At 72.3% G+C, this 18872-nt stretch carries 14 protein-coding genes; 4 read left to right on the top strand and 10 right to left on the bottom strand.

The features are described from left to right. The first annotated feature begins 15 nt into the window (after positions 1 to 15). Both OHA19_RS31550 and ppk2 read left to right on the top strand, forming a co-directional pair. Positions 16 to 993, top strand: coding sequence for a DMT family transporter (locus OHA19_RS31550; protein ID WP_405711132.1), 978 nt, complete (start codon positions 16 to 18; stop codon positions 991 to 993). Continuing rightward, the gene (ppk2, locus tag OHA19_RS31545; protein WP_405752408.1) at positions 959 to 2011 is read left to right on the top strand and encodes a polyphosphate kinase 2; all 1053 of its coding nucleotides are present in this window, start codon (positions 959 to 961) and stop codon (positions 2009 to 2011) included. Before OHA19_RS31550 ends, ppk2 begins: the two co-directional genes overlap by 35 nt. A gap of 31 nt (positions 2012 to 2042) precedes the next feature. Here ppk2 and OHA19_RS31540 read toward each other — a convergent pair whose 3' ends face one another. Beyond that, positions 2043 to 3125 carry a Zn-dependent alcohol dehydrogenase gene (locus OHA19_RS31540; protein ID WP_405711135.1) on the bottom strand — a complete coding sequence of 361 codons (1083 nt, stop codon included), beginning with the start codon at positions 3123 to 3125 and terminating at the stop codon, positions 2043 to 2045. Between the two features lie 51 nt (positions 3126 to 3176). Continuing rightward, positions 3177 to 4565 (bottom strand): aldehyde dehydrogenase family protein, encoded by a 1389-nt coding sequence (locus tag OHA19_RS31535; RefSeq protein ID WP_405752405.1) that lies wholly within the window; start codon positions 4563 to 4565, stop codon positions 3177 to 3179. Between the two features lie 157 nt (positions 4566 to 4722). On the opposite strand from OHA19_RS31535, the gene OHA19_RS31530 reads away from it, so the two are divergent. Next, on the top strand, positions 4723 to 4890 hold the full coding sequence (locus tag OHA19_RS31530) for a hypothetical protein (protein ID WP_405711139.1): 168 nt from the start codon (positions 4723 to 4725) through the stop codon (positions 4888 to 4890). 22 nt (positions 4891 to 4912) lie between these two features. Here the strand turns inward: OHA19_RS31530 and OHA19_RS31525 are convergent, their stop codons facing one another. The 8 genes from OHA19_RS31525 to OHA19_RS31490 all read right to left on the bottom strand — a co-directional run bounded on the left by OHA19_RS31525 (position 4913) and on the right by OHA19_RS31490 (position 17375). Next, entirely contained in the window at positions 4913 to 6799 is a 1887-nt protein-coding gene (locus OHA19_RS31525) for an ABC transporter ATP-binding protein (RefSeq protein WP_405711141.1), read from the bottom strand. A gap of 81 nt (positions 6800 to 6880) precedes the next feature. Next, a complete protein-coding gene (locus OHA19_RS31520) occupies positions 6881 to 8137 on the bottom strand; it encodes an MFS transporter (RefSeq protein ID WP_405752402.1) in 1257 nt (418 codons plus the stop codon). 2 nt (positions 8138 to 8139) lie between these two features. Next, positions 8140 to 9579 (bottom strand): CitMHS family transporter, encoded by a 1440-nt coding sequence (locus tag OHA19_RS31515; RefSeq protein WP_405711143.1) that lies wholly within the window; start codon positions 9577 to 9579, stop codon positions 8140 to 8142. Positions 9580 to 9711: 132 nt separating this feature from the next. Next, a complete protein-coding gene (locus OHA19_RS31510; protein ID WP_405752399.1) occupies positions 9712 to 12021 on the bottom strand; it encodes a molybdopterin-dependent oxidoreductase in 2310 nt (769 codons plus the stop codon). A 217-nt stretch (positions 12022 to 12238) separates the two neighbouring features. Continuing rightward, positions 12239 to 12859: a TetR family transcriptional regulator gene (locus OHA19_RS31505; RefSeq protein ID WP_405711147.1), complete on the bottom strand. Its 621-nt coding sequence runs from the start codon at positions 12857 to 12859 to the stop codon at positions 12239 to 12241. 51 nt (positions 12860 to 12910) lie between these two features. Further along, positions 12911 to 14194, bottom strand: coding sequence for a hypothetical protein (locus OHA19_RS31500; RefSeq protein ID WP_405752397.1), 1284 nt, complete (start codon positions 14192 to 14194; stop codon positions 12911 to 12913). Then, positions 14191 to 15003 carry a hypothetical protein gene (locus OHA19_RS31495; protein ID WP_405752394.1) on the bottom strand — a complete coding sequence of 271 codons (813 nt, stop codon included), beginning with the start codon at positions 15001 to 15003 and terminating at the stop codon, positions 14191 to 14193. Before OHA19_RS31495 ends, OHA19_RS31500 begins: the two co-directional genes overlap by 4 nt. A 128-nt stretch (positions 15004 to 15131) precedes the next feature. Continuing rightward, on the bottom strand, positions 15132 to 17375 hold the full coding sequence (locus tag OHA19_RS31490) for a right-handed parallel beta-helix repeat-containing protein (RefSeq protein WP_405752391.1): 2244 nt from the start codon (positions 17373 to 17375) through the stop codon (positions 15132 to 15134). Positions 17376 to 17529: 154 nt separating this feature from the next. Between OHA19_RS31490 and hmgA the strand changes: the two genes are divergently transcribed. Further along, positions 17530 to 18858: a homogentisate 1,2-dioxygenase gene (hmgA, locus tag OHA19_RS31485; protein WP_405752388.1), complete on the top strand. Its 1329-nt coding sequence runs from the start codon at positions 17530 to 17532 to the stop codon at positions 18856 to 18858. The last annotated feature ends 14 nt before the right edge of the window (positions 18859 to 18872 follow it).

The raw sequence follows: 18872 nt of genomic DNA, 5'->3' as shown, positions 1-18872 counted from the left end.
CCTACCGTCTGAGCCATGACTGCGCCCCCGATCCCCTCCCCCGCCGCGCACCGCGACCGGCGGGCCACCGCCGCGGCCTGCACCACCGTGCTGCTCTGGGCCTCCGCCTTCGTCTCCATCCGCAGCGCCGGCGAGGCCTACTCGCCCGGTGCGCTCGCCCTCGGCCGGCTGCTCGCCGGCTCGCTGGCGCTCGGCGTGCTCCTGGTGGTGCGGCGCGAGGGGCTGCCTTCGCGGGCCGCCTGGCCGGGGATCATCTGGTCCGGGCTGCTCTGGTTCGGGCTGTACATGGTGGTGCTCAACTGGGGTGAGCAGCAGGTCGACGCGGGCACGGCCGCGATGGTGGTGAACATCGGGCCGCTGCTGATCGCGCTGCTCGGTGCCCGGATGCTGGGCGAGGGGCTGCCCGGCAGGCTGCTGGCGGGCATGACCGTGTCCTTCGCGGGCGCCGCGGTGGTGGGGCTCTCGATGTCGGGTGAGGGCGGTGCGTCGGTGCTCGGCGTGGCGCTGTGCCTGCTGGCCGCCGTGGCGTACGCGACCGGGGTGGTGCGCCAGAAGCCCGCCCTGCGGCACGGCTCCGCGCTGCAGATCACCACCTTCGGCTGCCTGGTCGGCACCGTCGCCTGTCTGCCGTTCACCGGCGCACTGGTCTCCGACGCCGCCGACGCACCGCTGTCCGCCACCCTGAACATGGTCTATCTGGGCCTCTTCCCGACCGCGCTGGCCTTCACCACCTGGGCCTACGCGCTCGCCCGGACCACGGCAGGACGGATGGGTGCCACCACGTACGCGGTGCCGGCGCTGGTGGTGCTGATGTCCTGGCTGGTGCTGGACGAGGTGCCCGCACCGCTCACCGTCGGCGGCGGACTGCTCTGCCTGGCCGGGGTGGCGGTCTCCCGGATGCGTCCGCAGACTGGCCTGACGCGGAAGAATCCGGCACGGCCGGTGGAGGGACACCGACATGACGCGGAACACCGGGAAACCGACCGGCGCTGAGCGGGCGGGGAAGAAGGGCGCGGAGAAGAAGGGCGCGGAGAAACCGGCTGGGGCCCGGGAGGCCGTGCCGGCATCGCTCACCGAGGCGGCCCGGTACGGCGGGCCCGGGCTCGAAGGCTTCCGGGTGACCGACAGCGGCGACGACGATCCGGTCCTGGTGACGCCCGAGGGCCGGGCCCGGGACGCCTGGCGGGAGAACTACCCGTACGACCAAAAGCTCGGCCGCAGGGCGTACGAGACGTCCAAGCGCGCCCTCCAGATCGAACTGCTCAAGCTCCAGCACTGGGTGAAGGACCGCGACGAACGCCTCGTCATCCTCTTCGAGGGACGGGACGCGGCCGGCAAGGGCGGCACCATCAAGCGGTTCACCGAGCACCTCAACCCCCGTGGCGCGCGGGTGGTGGCGCTGGAGAAGCCCACCGAACGCGAGCGCACCCAGTGGTACTTCCAGCGGTACACGGCGCATCTGCCGTCCGCCGGGGAGATCGTGCTGTTCGACCGTTCCTGGTACAACCGGGCCGGTGTGGAGCGGGTGATGGGGTTCTGCACCACCCGCGAGTACCTCGAATTCATGCACCAGGCACCGGGCTTCGAGCGGATGCTCGCCCGGGACGGCATCCACCTGGTGAAGTTCTGGTTCTCCGTCTCCCGCAACGAGCAGCGCAACCGGTTCATGATCCGCCAGATCGATCCGGTACGGCAGTGGAAACTCAGCCCGGTCGACCTCGCCTCGCTGGACAAGTGGGACGCGTACACGGAGGCCAAGGAGCTGATGCTGTTCCACACGGACACGGCGGACGCGCCCTGGACCGTGGTGAAGAGCAACGACAAGAAGCGGGCCAGGCTGGAGGCGATCCGGCATGTGCTGCACCGCTTCGACTACCCGGACAAGGACACGGCGGTGGCCCACGAGCCGGACCCGCTGATCGTGGGCCCGGCCTCCCGGCTCTTCGAGCAGGGCGAGATGGACGCCCGGCTGCTCACCACGGACAGGGCGGTGACCCGGCCCACGGCCTGAGGGCCCGACCGGCGGCCGTCGCGGCCGGCTGTCAGAAGACCACCAGGGCCCGTCCCCCCTTGCCCGCGATCATGTTGTCGAACGCCGCCGGGATGCCGTCGAGGGTGATGCGCTCCGTCACCAGGGCGCCCAGATCTAGCCGGCCCTCCCGGACATGGGCGGCCAGGACGGGCAGGTCCCGGGCGGGGTCGCAGTTGCCGTAGACGCAGCCGGAGAGGGTGCGGCCCCAGTGGAAGAGCTCCAGGGCGTTGAAGGTGACCTCCTGGTCCTTGCCGCCGATGCCGACGACCGTGGTCCGGCCGCCGCGCCGGGTCGACTCCCAGGCGGTACGGATGGTGACGGCGCGGCCCACGCACTCGATGGCGGCGTCCACCCCCTGCTTGCCGGTGAGCGCCCGGATCTCGCGCGCGGTGTTCTCCGAGGCGACCACGTAGTCGGTGGCGCCCGCCCGGCGGGCCAGCTCCTCCTTATGCGGGGAGACGTCGACCGCGACGATGCGCGAGGCACCGGCGATACGGGCGGCCTGGAGCGCCGCCAGCCCCACTCCCCCGGCGCCGAACACCGCGACCGTCTCGCCCTCGCGGAGCTTCGCCGAGTGGTGCACGGCGCCGTAGCCGGTGAGGACCGCGCAGCCCAGGAGGGCCGCGTCGGTGAGCGGGATGCCGTCCGGCACGGGCAGGACGCAGCCGGCGGAAACGACCGTCTCCTCGGCGAACGCGGCGACGTTGAGACCGGGGTGCAGTTCACCGCCGTCGTCCGCGCGCCGGGCGTGCACGGCGCCCGCACCGTTCAGGGCGTTCGCGCAGAGCCAGACCTCGCCCAGCGCGCAGGCATGGCAACTCCCGCAGGAAGGCGCCCAGTTGAGGACGACGCCGTCGCCGGGTGCCACATGGGTGACTCCCTCGCCGACCGCGACGACGGTGCCCGCGCCCTCATGGCCGAGAACGGCGGGGACGGGCACCCTCATGGTGCCGTCGGACAGCGAGAGGTCGGAGTGGCAGACGCCGGCGGCGGCGAGAGCGACCCTGACCCGGCCGGGGCCGGGCTCCGGGAGTTCGATGCCGGTGATCTCCAGGGGAGCTCCGACGGCGGGCAGTACGGCGGCGCGGACCACGAACAGACTCCTTGACGGTGGGCGACGGAGGAACGGGGCGGTGCGGATCGGTCAGAACTGCAGGGACTTGGTCTGGAGGTACTCCGCGAGCCCGTGGGAGCCGAGTTCGCGGCCGACGCCGGACTGCTTGTAGCCGCCGAACGGGGCGAGCGGGTTGAACCGGCCGCCGTTGATGTCGACCTGCCCGGTGTCCATCCGCCGGGCGAACGCCACCGCCTCCGCGTCGTCGCCCGCCCAGACGGCGCCCGCGAGGCCGTACACGGTGCCGTTGGCGATGCGCAGGGCGTCGTCCTCGTCCTCGTAGCGGATGAGCGAGACGACCGGACCGAAGATCTCCTCCTGGGCGACGGTCATCTCCGGGGTGACATCGGCGAACACGGTCGGGCTGACGAAGTAGCCCTGTTCGCGCGGGGCTTCGGGGCCGCCGGCGACCAGTCGGGCGCCCTCCGCCACGCCCCTCTCGATGTAGCCGCGCACCCGTGCGTGCTGCTTGGCGTTGACGAGGGGGCCGATGCGGTCGCCGTACTTGGCGGCCGCCTCCGCGGCAAGCGCGACCGCCTCGTCGTACTGCGAGCTGTGCACCAGCATCCGGGTCCAGGCGCTGCACGTCTGGCCGGAGTTGCCCATGACGTTGGCGACGCCGACGCCTACGGCCTTGGCGAGGTCAGCGCTCGGCAGGATGACGTTGGCGGACTTGCCGCCCAGTTCGAGGGCGACGCGCTTGACGGCTGCGCCGGCCGTGGCGCCGATCTGCTTGCCGACGGCGGTGGAGCCGGTGAAGGAGACCAGGTCGACGCCGTCGTGCTCGGCCAGGGCCTGTCCGGCGACCGGGCCGAGGCCGGTGACCAGGTTGAACACGCCCGCGGGGATGCCCGCCTCATGGACGGCCTCGGCGAAGAGCTGGGCGGTCAGCGGGGTGTCCTCGGCGGGCTTGAGGACAATCGTGCAGCCCGCCGCGAGCGCGGGGGCGACCTTGGCGACGATCTGGTGCAGCGGGTAGTTCCACGGGGTGATCGCGCCGACGACGCCGACCGGCTCGGCGTACACGGTGGAGTTGCCGACCTTCTCCTCGAAGGCGTACGAGGCGGCGAGCTCGGCGTACGAGCCGGCCACCAGGATCGGCACGCCCGCGTGCACCGCCTGCGAGAACGGCAGCGGCGCGCCGAGTTCGGCGGTGACGGTCGCGGCGATCTCGCCCTTGCGGGCGACGAGCACGTCACGCAGGGCGGCGACGCGCGCGGCGCGCCCGGCGGGCGGGGTGGCCGCCCAGCCGGGCAGCGCGGCGCGGGCGGCCCGTACCGCGGCGTCCACGTCCTCGGCGGTGCCCGCCGGGACATGGGCGATGATCTGCTCGTTCGCCGGATCGACCACCTCGATCGCATCCGTGCCCGCGGCGGCGCGCCACTCGCCGCCGATGTACATCCCGTCGTGGGCCTTCATCGCGTTCCTCCCGAAGTGCCGTTGCTACGGCGTAGTCGTACGCGCCCCAAACTAGCGCTGTTAGTTTTTGGGCGCCAGGGGCCGCTTCCATGGCCACTGTCACGGTGACACGCCCTGCGCCGGTAATCCGGCCGCCCCGGCCGGTAATACGTCCGCCGTGCACGCGGCCGCGCTCGCGGCGCCGGGCCGGGAGGCGGCGGCACGCGAGGAGTTCGCGCGGGCCGCGGCCCTGGCCGGGGAACTCCCCTGTCCCGCAGGGGCGCTCGCGGCGGACGAGGCCGGCGGTGCGGACCGGACGGCCGCACGTACCGGGTTCCCCGGCTGACCGATGGTAGGGACGGCCGTTGTCAGCCGAGCTCCGCGTGTTCCGCGCCGGGGGTCTCGAACTGGGTGCGGTACAGCTCCTCGTACCGGCCGCCCGCCGCGAGGAGTTCGTCGTGCGTGCCCCGCTCCACGATCTGCCCGTTCTCCACGACCAGGATGAGGTCGGCCGTCCGCACGGTGGAGAGCCGGTGGGCGATCACGACCGCGGTGCGTCCGGCGAGCGCCTCGGCGAGTGCCTCCTGGACGGCCGCCTCGGAGGTGTTGTCGAGGTGGGCGGTGGCCTCGTCGAGGATGACGACGCGCTGGCGGGCCAGGAGCAGCCGGGCGATGGTGAGGCGCTGGCGTTCGCCGCCGGAGAGCCGGTAGCCGCGTTCGCCGACGACGGTGTCGAGCCCGTCGGGCAGCGAGGCGACGAGCCCGTCCAGGCGGGAACGGCGCAGTGCGTCCCAGAGGTCCTCCTCGGTGGCTCCGGGTCGGGCGAGCAGCAGGTTGGCGCGGACCGACTCGTGGAAGAGGTGGCCGTCCTGGGTGACCATGCCGAGGGTGTCGCGCAGGGTGTCGGCGGTCAGGTCGCGTACGTCGACGCCGCCGATGCGTACCGAACCCTCGTCGGTGTCGTACAGGCGGGGCAGCAGTTGGGCGATGGTCGACTTGCCCGCGCCGGAGGAGCCGACGAGCGCGACGGTCTGGCCGGGTTCGGCGCGGAAGGAAATGCCGCGCAGCACTTCGCCGCCGCCGCGGGTGTCGAGGCTCGCGACGTCCTCCAGCGAGGCGAGCGAGACCTTGTCGGCGGAGGGGTAGCCGAACCGCACCTGGTCGAACTCCACGGACACCGGGCCGTCCGGAACCGCCCGTGCGTCCGGCTTCTGGTCGATGAGCGGCTCGAGGTCGAGCACCTCGAAGACCCGCTCGAAGCTGACGAGCGCGCTCATCACCTCGACGCGCGCCCCGGCGAGTGCGGTGAGCGGTGCGTAGAGCCGGGTCAGCAGGAGGGCCAGGGCCACGACCGCGCCCGCGTCGAGCTGCCCGCGCAGTGCGTAGAACCCGCCGAGCCCGTAGACGAGGGCCAGCGCCAGAGCGGACACGAGGGTGAGGGCGGTGATGAACGCGGATTGGGCCATGGCCGTGCGTACGCCGATGTCACGCACCCGGCCGGCTCTGACGGCGAATTCGGCGGACTCGTCGGCCGGGCGGCCGAAGAGCTTGATCAGGGTGGCGCCGGGTGCGGAGAAGCGCTCGGTCATCCGGGTGCCCATAGCGGCGTTGTGGGCCGCGGCCTCCCGCTGGAGCCTCGCCATCCGGGAACCCATCCGGCGGGCCGGCAGTACGAACACCGGCAGCAGCACCAGGGCGAGCACGGTGATCTGCCAGGAGATGGAGAGCATCACGCCGAGCGTGAGCAGCAGCGTCACGACATTGCTGACGACACCGGACAGGGTGTTGCTGAAGGCCCGTTGGGCTCCGATGACGTCGTTGTTGAGGCGGCTGACGAGTGCGCCGGTGCGGGTCCGGGTGAAGAAGGCGACCGGCATGCGCTGCACATGGTCGAAGACGGCGGTGCGCAGATCGAGGATCAGGCCTTCGCCGAGGTTGGCCGAGAGCCAGCGGCTGACCAGGCCGAGTGCGGCCTCCGCGACGGCGATCACGGCGATGAGGATGGACAGCCGCGTGACGGTGCCCGACTCCTTGCCGGCCACGATGGCGTTGACGACGCGGCCGGCGAGGACGGGGGTGGCGACCGCGAGCAGTGCCGTCGCCACGCTCAGGATCAGGAAGAGGGCGACCCGCCGCCGGTGCGGGCGGGCGAACGCGGCGATGCGCCGCAGGGTGGTCCGGTCGAAGGGACGTCGGTCCGCTTGCGCGTTCATGACGTTGTGGAGCTGTGTCCACGCCGTGGTTTCCATACTCATGTGAGGAACGTACGACCTCCAGCGGACTTGAGGTCAACGGAACGGATTCCCGCCCGGCGGGACGTCCGGGGGCGGCGGGGGTCAGGCGCGGTTCCGGTCGGTGGGGCGCCGCCGGGGCCGAGGTGCCGGTACGGCCGGGGCGGCACCGGCCTTCCGGTCCTGCCGCCCGCTCCGTACGCCCAGCCCTGCCGCCGCGAGCAGGAGGGAGCCGAGCATGACGAACGGTGCCGCGGTGCCCGCCACCCCGGCGATCAGACCGGCGGACGCGGGGGCCGCGACCTGCCCCAGACGGTTTCCGGTCAGCCGGAGGGCGAGCGCGGTGGACCGGGCCTCCGGCGGGGCGGCCTGGACCACGGTGGTCATCGAGAGCGGCTGTCCGACCCCGAGACAGAAGCCGAGCACGGCGAGCATCACGGCCAGCACGGCCACGGGTACCGGCAGGGCGATGCCCGCGCAGAGCACTCCGGCCAGCAGGCAGGTCGTGGTGAGCAGCGCCGTGCGGCCCAGGATGCGGAGCATCGGGGTCATCACCAGCCGGCAGGCGATGGTGGCGGCGGCACGCAGACTGAGCAGCAGCCCGATGGTGGCGGGGGCGATGCCCCGGTGCTCGCCGACGACGGGCAGATACGCGGTGAGGATGTCGGTCGCGGAGAGCACGGCGAGACTGATGAAGATCCCGGCCGGGACCCCGCGGGCCCGCAGGATGCGGCCGACGGGGACCTTCGTGGCCGGCCCCGCCCGGCGGGCCGCGGGCGCGGACCGGTGCTCGATGCGCCAGAGCGAGCCGAAGGAGACGGCGGCGACGGCCGCCGAGACGAGCAGGGCGAGTGCGCTGGTACGGGCCATGGCGCCGTCCCGCTCGGAGATCAGGTACCCGGCGGCGATCGGGCCGATGAGCTGGCCGAGGGAGGCGCCGATGGTGAAGTGCCCGAAGTTGCGGTCCTGTTCGGCCGGGGCGGACTGGCGGGCGACGATCGACTGGGCGCCGATGACGAAGCACAGGTGGCCCAGCCCCATCACCCCGCTCCAGGCCGCCATCGCGGCGAGCGAGCCCGCCCGGCCGCTCAGGGCGCAGCCGCCCGCGATCAGGACGACGCCGAAGGGCAGCAGGGGCGCGCACCGGCCGTGGTCGGTGCGGCGCCCGAGCGGGACGGCGGCGAAGAGCGGGAGGAGGGCGTACACCCCGGTGATCACCCCGATGGCGCGCTCGTCCGCACCGAGCGAAAGAGCCCGGTAGGAGACGGCGGGCCGCGCCATCGACACCGCCCCCTGCGCGAAGGCGAAGGCGATGACGAGGCGCAGCAGCCAGCCCCTGCCGGGCTCCTGGAGGGTGCGCACGGTCAGATGATGCCGAACAGGAGACCGGCGCAGAGCACCACCAGCGAGGTGAGCGCCGCCCACTTGACGGTGAACCTGGTGTGGTCGCCGAATTCGACCTTCGCCATGCCGACGAGCACGTAGACGGCGGGGACGAGCGGGGACGACATGTGCAGGGGCTGACCGACCAGGGAGGCGCGGGCGATCTCCAGCGGGGAGACACCGTGGGCGGCACCCGCCTCGGCGAGCACCGGGACGACGCCGAAGTAGAAGCCGTCGTTGGACATGAAGTACGTCAGCGGGATGCTGAGGATGCCGGTGACGATCGCCATGTGCGGGCCCATGCCGGCGGGGATCGCGCCGACGAGCCAGTCGGCCATGTGCTCGACCATGCCCGTGCCGGAGAGCACGCCGGTGAAGACGGCGGCCGCGAAGACCATGCCGGAGACGTTGAGGACGTTGTCTGCGTGGGCGGCGATCCGGGCGCGCTGGTCGGGCATGTGGGGGAAGTTGACGGTGAGGGCGAGGGCCGCGCCGAGCAGGAAGAGCACCGGGATCGGCATCAGTTCCATGATCATCGCGGTGAGCAGGGCGATGGTGAGGCCCGCGTTGAACCAGTAGAGCTTCGGGCGCAGGGTGGCCCGGTTCGGGTCCAGGCCCTTGAAGCCCTCGTCCCCGTCCGCATCCGCGTCCGCGTCCGGTCCCGTGCTCTGCGCCGTGTCGCCGTCGGCGCCCGTGCCGGATCCGCCGGAGCTCTTGCGGGTACGGTCATTGCCGCCGCCCGCCCCGACCAGCACGGTCTCCGGCTCCGCGGCCGTCTCGGTGGCCAGTGCCTCGTCGAGGGTGAGCATGCCGAGCCGCTTGCGCTCGCGGCGGCCCAGCACGACGGCGAGCAGCAGGACGGCGACCAGTCCGATGCCGAGCGCCGGGATCATCGGGACGAAGATGTCGCCCGCGTCCAGCTTGAGCGCGGTGGCGGCGCGGGCGGTGGGACCGCCCCAGGGAAGGGTGTTCATGACACCGTTCGCCGTGGCGGCGACACCGGTCAGCACGACCAGGCTCATCTTGAGGCGCTTGTAGAGCGGATACATCGCCGAGACGGTGATCATGAAGGTGGTGGAGCCGTCACCGTCCAGGGAGACGATGGCGGCGAGCACCGCCGTACCGACGACGATCCGCATCGGGTCGGCCTTGCAGAAGCGCAGGATGCCCCGCACGATCGGGTCGAAGAGGCCGACGTCGATCATCACGCCGAAGTAGACGATGGCGAACATCAGCATCGCGGCCGTCGGGGCCAGATTGCCGACGCCTTCGATGACGTAGTCACCGAGCTTCGCGCCCTGCCCGACCGCGACGCAGAACAGCGCGGGGATCAGAACCAACGCCGCGATCGGCGACATCTTCTTCAGCATGATCAGGACCAGGAAGGTCGCAATCATGGCGAAGCCGAGGATTGTCAGCATGTGGATACCTATCGCTCACCCTTGAACTCCCACCGGACTCGGCGGTGCGGATGACGTTAGGGCTCGACTCGAAGCGTTAACAAGACGTTGACATGCGAGCAATACGAGCAAAACCCCAGGTCAACGCGGGGGTCATGGCCTGGGCACAACCGGCGTCCCCATCGGTGCGACGGTCGCCGTCGCGGGCTCGGGTGTCATGGCGGGGGTCACCGTCACCGGGAACCCGTTGAGCACGGCGGTGCCGGAGAGCGGGTCGAGCCGGGTGCCGTCGAGCAGCTGATTGACGTTGACACCGGGGCGGGCGGCGGCGACGGAGAGCCGGGTGCCGGGGCGGTGGTGGCCCCACCCGTGCGGGAGGCTCACCACTCCCGGCCGTACGGCGTCGGTGATCTCGACGGGGGCGGTGACCGTGCCGCCGTCCGATGCGACGGTGGCCCGGCCGCCGTCCACCAGCCCCAGCCTGGCCGCGTCGGCGGGGTGCACCTGCAGGGTGCAGACGTTGGAGCCGCCGCTCAGTTCGGCGATGTTGTGCAGCCAGCTGTTGTTGGAGCGCAGATGGCGGCGGCCGACGAGGACGAGCGCGTGCGGTCCGTCCCGGTCGGCCAGTGCGTCGCGGAGCCTGGGCAGGTCGGCGGCGATCGGTTCGGGGAGGAGTTCGACGCGCCCGCTGCGGGTGGTCAGGACCTCCGGGATCCGGGGCCGGAGCGGTCCGAGGTCGATGCCGTGCGGATGGTCGAGCAGGCGCTCCAGGGTGAGGCCGTCCGGGTCGGCGCCGAAGCCGTCGCCGTACGGGCCGAGGCGGAGCATCAGATCGAGGCGCCGTTCGGGTCCGGTGCGGCCGGTGAGGGCGGCGGCGAGCGGGGCGGGGCTCCGGCCGTGCACGGGCGAGTGCGGGTCGGCCACGGCCCTGGTCAGCGTCCGGTCGATGACCAGGTCGTCCACCGCGGACGGGTCGGCCCCGTGCATCCCGGAGACGGCGAGGACGAGTCGGGCCAGGATCTCGCTCTCGTCGAGCAGACCGTCCTCCAGGGGCACGGCGGGCCGGGTGTAGCGGACCTGATTGCGCACGGCGAGGGCGTTGAACGCGAAGTCGAAGTGGGCGCTGCGCGAGGGCGGCGGCGGGGGCAGCACGACATCTGCGTGGAGCGAGGTCTCGTTGAGGTACGGATCGATGCTGACCATGAAGTCGAGCCCGCCCAGGGCCCGGTCGAGCCGGTCGCCGTCCGGTGCGGAGAGCACCGGGTTGGCCGCGAGCACGATCAGGGCGCGGATCCTGCCCTCCCCCGGCGTCTCGATCTCCTCGGCGAGCGCGGCCACGGGCAGTTCGCCCTTGGCCTCGGGGTGGCCGGAGACCCTGCTCGTCCAGCGCCCGAGGGCGAAGCCCTTGCCGGGGGCTGCGGGGCGGGGGGCGCGGGCGGTGGCGGAGAGCGGGAAGAGCGCGCCGCCGGGGCGGTCGAGGTTGCCGGTGAGGATGTTGAGTACGTCGACGAGCCAGCTGGCCAGGGTGCCGTGCTCGACGGTGCAGCTGCCGATGCGTCCGTAGACCGCGGCGGCGGGGGCCGCGGCCAGTTCGCGGGCCATCGTACGGATGGTGGCGGCGTCCACGCCGCAGGCCGGGGCGACCGTCTCGGGGGCGAACTCCGCCATCGCGGCGGCCACTTCGTCGAGCCCCTCGACATGCCCGGCGAGCGCGCCCGGGTCGGTGAGCTTCTCGTCGAACAGGACATGGGCGAGCGCGGCGAGGAGGAGGGCGTCGGTGCCGGGGCGGATGGCGACGTGCCGGTCGGCGAGGCGGGCGGTGCGGGTGCGGCGCGGGTCGACGACGGTGAGGGTGCCGCCGCGTCGGCGCAGCGCCTTGAGCCGGCCGGGGAAGTCGGGGGCGGTGCAGAGGCTGCCGTTGGATTCGAGGGGGTTGGCGCCGAGGAGCAGCAGATGGCCGGTGCGGTCGAGGTCGGGCACCGCGATGGCGTTCGGATCCCCGAAGAGCAGTCCGCTGGAGACGTGCTTGGGCATCTGGTCGAGGGTGCTCGCGGTGAACAGGGCCCGGGTGCGCAGGGCGGAGAGCAGCGCGGACGGGTAGAGCGCACCGGCCACGGTGTGCACGTTCGGGTTGCCGAGGACGACGCCGACCGCCTGCTGCCCGTGCTCCTCGGCCAGGGCGGGCAGAGCGCGGGCGATCGCGTCGAACGCCTCGCTCCAGGTCGCCTCCGTCAGGACACCGTCCCGGCGGACGAGGGGGGTGCGCAGCCGGTCGGGGTCGGCGTCCAGCCCGCCGATGGACGCGCCCTTGGGACAGATGAAGCCGTGGCTGAGCACGTCCTCCCGGTCGCCCCGGGCGCCGGTGACCCTGGTCCCCTCGATGGTGAGGCTGAGTCCGCAGGTGGCCTCGCACAGGGGGCAGATGCGCAGGGCGGTACGGGAGCTGCTGAGGTCGTGCGGCATGGGCCCTCCCCGGGGCGGCGACAGCGGTGGCGCGCGTACGTGGGCAAGCACGGCGAGCATACCGACCGGTACGCACGGCGGGGAGGTGTCGTCGCGACGGAGCTGCCGGGGCGGTCACGAAGTCGCGGAGCCGGGGGGCGAGTCGGGAGTCGGGGCCAGGGGCAGGGAGTCGGGGCCGGGGGCCGGAGTCGGGAGTCGGGGGGCTCCGTCGTCCTCGTCACTCCAGTACGCGCGCCAGATAGGCCCGCAGCATGGTGCGGGTCTCGTCGATGATGGCCCGGTCTCCCGACGGGTCGGCGCGGAAGGCGAGTTGGAGGAGGGCGTCGGCGGCCTCGACGCAGACCAGGACGGTGCGCGACAGGTCCTCGCCGGAGGCGCCGCCCAGGTGACCGGAGAGGAGTTCGGCGAGCCGGCCGGCGACCCGCTGGTTGGCGTCGTTGGCGGGGTCCTCCTCGGGGGCCGCCGCACCGAAGTCGACGAGGGCGAATCCGGCCACGGAGCGCTTCATCGCCAGGTACTCGTCCAGCACCGCGTCGATGGCGCTGCGCCAGTCCGTGGCCGGGATGGCGGCCAGGCGGCCGGTGATGCGTTCGGCATAGCTGTCCAGATTGCGCCGGGCCAGCGCATCGGTCAGCGCGCGCTTGTTGGAGAAGAACCGGTACACGGAGCCGATGGGGACCCCGGCACGGATGGCCACGGCCCGGGTGGACAACTGCTCATAGCCGGTCTCGTCGAGGAGTTCGGCGCAGGCGTCGAGTATCCGGGCGAGGCGTTCGGCGCTGCGCTGCTGCACGGGGGCGCGGCGGAGGTTCGTGTTCGCATGGGGCACGGGGTCCATGATGCCGTGGGTCTCCTCTGCGGCGGTGGCCGCCTGCTTGCGGCGCGGTTCTCAGGCGATGAGCAGTGACAGCCCGCCGATGGTGTAGGTGATCATCAGGACCAGCAGCGGGAGTTGCCCCGCGACGGCGCGGCCGGACGGGAAGAGGCGTACGGAACGGTCGTGGGCGGCGATGACGCCGAGTACGTGGCCGAGGAGGATCGCGGCCACCTGGAGCGTGGCGACACCGCCGGGCCCCAGGGGCGGCTCGGGCGGGGACGGATCGTCAGCGCCGAATGCCACCATGACCGTGCGTGGACCTTCGGTGACGAAGAGTGTGAAGTAGTGGGCGATCAGATAGCCGAGGGCGATCGGGACGAGCGAGTGGGCGAAGGCGGTGAGGGGGTGGCTCAGTCGACCGGAGATCAGCCGGACGGCACCGGCACAGAGGGCATAGAGGGCGGCGACGAGGGCGACGGCACCCAGGAGCCCCAGGGTGGCGACGGTGGTGCGGCCCAGCGGTGAGGTCTGGACGGTGGTGATCCAGGACGGGGAGTCCGAGAAGCTGTCGTAGGCGGTGGAGCCGAGCATGACGCAGACGGTGGCGACGAGTCCGGGGGCCTGCGGGGTGGCGTCGAGCCCGTTGAACGGGGAGCGGAGCACGAGGCGGCGGTCGGCGGGGCGGCGGCCGAGCGGGGAGAGCCGGGCGAGCAGCCCCGAGTAGACCTCGAAGGCGTCCCCCCGGTCGAACCAGCCGGCGCCATGGCGGGCGGCGCCCGCGAGGTGGACGGCGGCGTAGCCGGCGAGGAAGAGCAGGAGGGTGGTGGCCGACGCGGGATCGGGGGCGACGAGTTCGAGCCAGGTGAAGGCGAGGAGCCCGGCAGCGGCGGGCCACAGACCGAGCCGTACGGGAAGGGGGCGGCCCGCGGCGGGGTCACGGCCCAGGGCACGGCAGACGAGGAGGTGCACGGTGCGCAGCGGGTTGATCAGCCGCCAGACGGGACCGAGGAGGAGCGAGGCCGGTACCAGCCCGACCCAGAGGAGTACGTACACGGCGCCGGGGCCCGGGTTGCGGTCCGGGTCGTCCGGGCCCAGGAGGAGTTGGAGCGTGACGTACAGGGCGGCGGCGACGCCGAGTGCCCGCAGGGCGATACGGGTGGGGCGGGCGTCGGCAAGGCACTGGACGGTGGACGGGAGCGGCCGGCCCGCCCGGTCGCCCCGGAACCGGGAGGCGGACCAGAGCAGGCCGAGCGCGAGGAAGGAGACGAAGAGCGCGACGAAGGCACCGGCGAAGGCGTAGAAGGGCGACAGCGGAAGGTCGTGCTGGGCGCCGATGCCGTGGGCGAGGACGCTCACCGTACGACGAGCTGGGTCAGGAGCAGCTCGGACTCGTGGGTCTCGACCTCGAAGAGCCCGCTGCGGTCGGCGGTGAAGGTGAGGGTGACCGTTCTGCCCGCGGGCAGCCGGGCCTCCTTGTCGTAGCCGTGGACATGGAGGGTGTCGGCGCGATCGCTGCGCACCCGGAGCTGGACGGTACGGCCCTTCCGGAGCTCGGTGCGGCCGGGGTCCGGGCTGACCTTGCCGTGGGAGATGACGATCTCGACCGTCGTGTCGGGCCGCGGTGTCGCGGGGCCGCTCCTTTCGGGGTCGGTGGCCGCCCCCGAGGGGGTGGCCGGGGAGAGGGGGGTGGTGGCCTGGACGGGGGCGGAGTTCACGGCCCAGGCGGTGTGGTCGTCGGCGTAGAGCCGTGCGGTGAGTTCCTTGCCGCCCCCTGCGCCACGGACGAGGGAGGCGGGGAGGTGGAACCAGGGGCCGTACAGGCGGGCGAGGGGGTGACCGTCGAGGAACAGCCGGGCGTGGCCGCGCCCGAGGAGTGCGGCGCCGCCCACGCTGTCCGGGGTGAACTTGAAGTTCCGTACGGAGAGGCGGACGTTCCACCCGTCCTCGGAGTCCGGCCGTACGGCGACCGACACCGAGGGGGCGCCCTCGGCGTCGACCTGGCGCAGCCGGCTGCCTGAGCCGTCGTCGGCGGCGAGCAACTTGCCGACGCTGCCGCCGGCCTGCTCATGGCTGGTGCCGGGTTTGTGGTGGGTGGTGGCCCGCCCGCCACAGGCGCTCGCCCCGAGGACGAGGGCGCCCGCGGTGAGCAGGGTGACGGCGGCCACGACCGGCCTGGCGGCCCGGCGCGGCCGAGTGGCCGGGGTCGGGCTGACGGCCGGAGTCGGTCGGGCGGACGTGTTCGGGCTGACGGCCGGAGTCGGTCGAGCGGCCCGCAGAGGCCTGTGGGAACGCTTCACGACGCGTCTCCTTCCGGAGCGGGCGCAGGGGCAGGCGCGGGGGCAGAAGCAGCAGGAGCAGTGCCCTGCGCGGAACGCGGGGCCGGCCCTTCGGCCGACGCGTCCGGAGAATCAGCGTGGCCGGACGCGTCCGGGGAATCAGCTTGGTCCGACGCGTCCGGGGAATCAGCCCGATCCGGCGCGTCCGGGGAGCCGGCGGCATCGGGCGAGTCCGGGGAAGGGGAATCCGAGGCATCGGTGGTGTCCGCTTCACCGTGGCGGGCGGCGGCGACCACGGCCCACACCACCCAGACCACGCCGAGCAGTCCACGCACCCAGGCCGGGCTGAGCGGAATCCACGGAATCATGAACACGGCCTTGTCCACGGCGTCCAGCAGCGTCAGCGCACCCAGCACCACCGTGGTCCAGCCCAGCCAGGGCCGCTCCCTGCGGAGCACGAGGCCGATCCCGGTCCACCACACCCCGGTCAGCAGCAGCGCCAGCGCGGGCACATAGGAAGCGGCCAGCCCCATCGTCGACCCGGCCACATCGAGCCCGAGGCCGATCACACCGAGCCCCGTGACCACCGTGGCGAGCCGGCTGCCGCGCAGTCTGCGCCACCACAGCACCCCGCCGACCAGCGTGAGCACCACCGCGACCGTCAGCGCCACCTGCACCTCGATGCGCTCGATGCCCCGGGCCCCGTACCAGTCGCAGCCGGCCGGCAGCCGGCGCGCCTGCACGTTGTAGTCGGCGCAGACCAGCAGCTGGGCGAGCTTGACCGGTTCGCCGACGAGCCGGTCGGTGGGCCAGGACACGGCGCCGCGTTCGGAACCGCAGGCGGGCAGGGCGCGCGGGGAGGAAGGCCCGGCGTCCGGCTGCCAGCAGTTGCTCTCGCCCTGGCCGTCCCACCACACATCAGTGCGGTTGGGCCGGGAGTTGCCCGCCTTGTCCTTGCCCAGGTGATTGCCCGCGTACCGGTTGTGGTGCGAGGTGTCGGCCTGCTTGGACAGCGCCTCCTCGCCACGGATGAAGGCGGGGACGGCGGTCAGGACGAAGGCGGCGCGCTGCTGCCCGTAGATCCAGTTGTTCTCGTACCGGTTCCAGTTGCCGCCCGCGGTGATGATGCCGGAGCCGGGCGGCATGGAGATCTGCGGGCAGACGACGCCCTCCTCGTAGCCGCGGTCCACGGGCGGTTTGGCGCAGGTGCCGTCGGCGACGTAGGGGTAGTAGTCGGCGTTGTTGTCGTGGATCAGGTTGCGTTCGAAGCGGGCGTGGTTCTGCGGCAGACCGGGGTGGCCGGGGAAGGCGCTGTCCATCGAGGCGCCGCCCATGTTGTGGTCGAACTCGTTGTCGTGGACGTAGACGGAGTCGCCCGCCGTGCCGGAGTAGCCGACCATGTTGTGGTGGCTGCGGCAGCCGGTGATCTCGATGGAGTAGCGCGGCACGTCGTAGCCGTAGCCGTCGTTGATGTTCGACGCGCTGCCCGGGTAGATGCCGGAGTCGCCGTTCCCGTACGACTCGCAGTTCTTGTACAGCCCGTGGTCGCTGGCGAAGGTCAGGAAGCCGTACTCGTCATTCCACCGGGTGAGGACGGAGTCGATGACGAAGCCGTCCTGGGCCAGGACGTACAGGGAGTTGAAGGTGGTGCGCTGGGCCGTGAAGTTCCGGAAGTAGATACCGTCGGAGCCGTCCGCGCGGATCGCGTTGAGCTTCTGGTACTTGGCGTCGACGACCACGTCCGTGCGCTCGGCACCGGTGCCCTCGATCTGGAGGTCCTTCTTGCCGAGGATGGCCACCAGGTTCTGGTTGTGCGGGCACCGCGCCTGCTGGGCGTACGACAGGATCTGGTAGCCGAGCTGCGACTTGGGTGCCTTCAGCCGGGCGCACTCCCCCGCCGGCTTGGGCAGCGAGGGCTCCTCCTCGTACAGGCCGGGCAGGACGGCGATGTTCATGCCGGGCCGGTCCACCGCGTCGACGGCCTGCTGCAGATGGCGGTAGCCGGACTTCCGGCACCGTTCGAAGAGCTTCAGGTTCCGGTCCCGCAGCGCGGCCGGGAAGCCGGACACACGGCGTTCGAAGTCCGCCCGGTCGCTCTTGCAGACCAGCAGATCGGGCTCGCCGGTGCGGTACACGGGGACGCTGCCGGTGCCGTCGGGCAGGGTGACCGGACGTTCCTCGTGCGCCTGGGCGGCCGGGGCCGCGAGGAGGGCGGCGGCGAGCGCCGCCAGGATCACCAGAAGTCTTCGTGTCCACGACATGTGCGGGAGAGTAGAGCATTGTTCACCTTTTTGAACCCCCCGTGCACCAGGCATTTGGACATCCGGGAACCCGTGTGCGTCACGAATGCCGTTGACTCACCCCGATTCGATTCCTACGGTTACCCATAGGATTCCTTCGGCACCGGGAGCGCACATGGGCGGCATCGAGCAGGCGAGGAAGACGGCGGAAGCGCTGGAGCATTCCGCCGGTTTCGGCAATCAGCACAGCTCGGAGGCGGTCGCGGGCGCACTGCCGCACGGCCGCAACTCCCCCCAGCGGGCGCCCCTCGGGCTCTACGCGGAGCAGCTGAGCGGCTCGGCCTTCACCGAACCCCGCGCCCACAACCGCCGTTCCTGGCTCTACCGGATCCGTCCGTCGGCCGCGCATCCCCCGTTCGTCCGCATCGACAACGGCGCGATCCGGACCGCCCCGTTCACCGAATCCGTGCCCGACCCCAACCGGCTGCGCTGGGACCCGCTCCCCGAGCCCGCGGCCGGGACGGACTTCCTGGCCAGCTTGTGGACCCTCGGCGGCAACGGCGACGCGGCGCAGCGCACCGGCATGGCCGTGCATCTCTACCACGCCGATTCGTCCATGACGGACCGGGTGTTCAGCGATTCGGACGGCGAGCTGCTGATCGTCCCCGAGCGCGGCGGCCTGCTGCTCCGTACCGAACTGGGCCTGCTGCGCGCCGAACCGGGGCATGTCGCGCTGATCCCGCGCGGCGTCCGTTTCCGGGTGGAGCTGCTCGACGCCACCGCCCGCGGCTATGTCTGCGAGAACTACGGCCAGCCGTTCGCCCTCCCCGACCTCGGCCCGATCGGCGCCAACGGCCTGGCGAACGCCCGGGACTTCCTCGCCCCCGTCGCCGCGTACGAGGACGACGACCGCCCGGTGGAGGTGGTCAACAAGTTCTGCGGGAACCTCTGGTCGGCGACCTACGACCACTCGCCGCTCGATGTGGTCGCCTGGCACGGCAACCACACCCCGTACGTCTACGACCTGCGCCGGTTCAATGTCATCGGCTCGATCAGCTACGACCACCCCGACCCGTCGATCTTCACGGTGCTGACGTCGCCGTCCGACACCCCCGGCCTGGCCGGGGTCGACTTCGTCGTCTTCGCGCCGCGCTGGCTGGTCGGCGAGGACACCTTCCGGCCGCCGTACTTCCACCGCAATGTGATGAGCGAGTACATGGGCCTGATCGAGGGCGCGTACGACGCGAAGACGGCCGGCAAGGGCGGCTTCGTCCCGGGCGGCGGCTCGCTCCACAACATGATGTCGGCGCACGGCCCGGACCGGGAGACCTTCGACCGGGCCAGCGAGGCGGAGCTGAAGCCGCAGAAGATCGACGACGGTCTCGCCTTCATGTTCGAGACCCGCTGGCCGGTGACGGCGACGGAGCAGGCGGCGACCGCCGGACACCTGCAGCACGGCTACGACGACGTGTGGCAGGGTCTGAGCCGCAACTTCAGGCCGTAGACGACGGCACCGCT

Origin of the sequence: Streptomyces sp. NBC_00012 (assembly GCF_045040875.1) — a bacterium.
Lineage (GTDB): Bacteria > Actinomycetota > Actinomycetes > Streptomycetales > Streptomycetaceae > Streptomyces.
The sequence above is the reverse complement of the archived record's forward strand: the minus strand, read 5'-3'. Positions and strand labels throughout refer to the sequence as shown.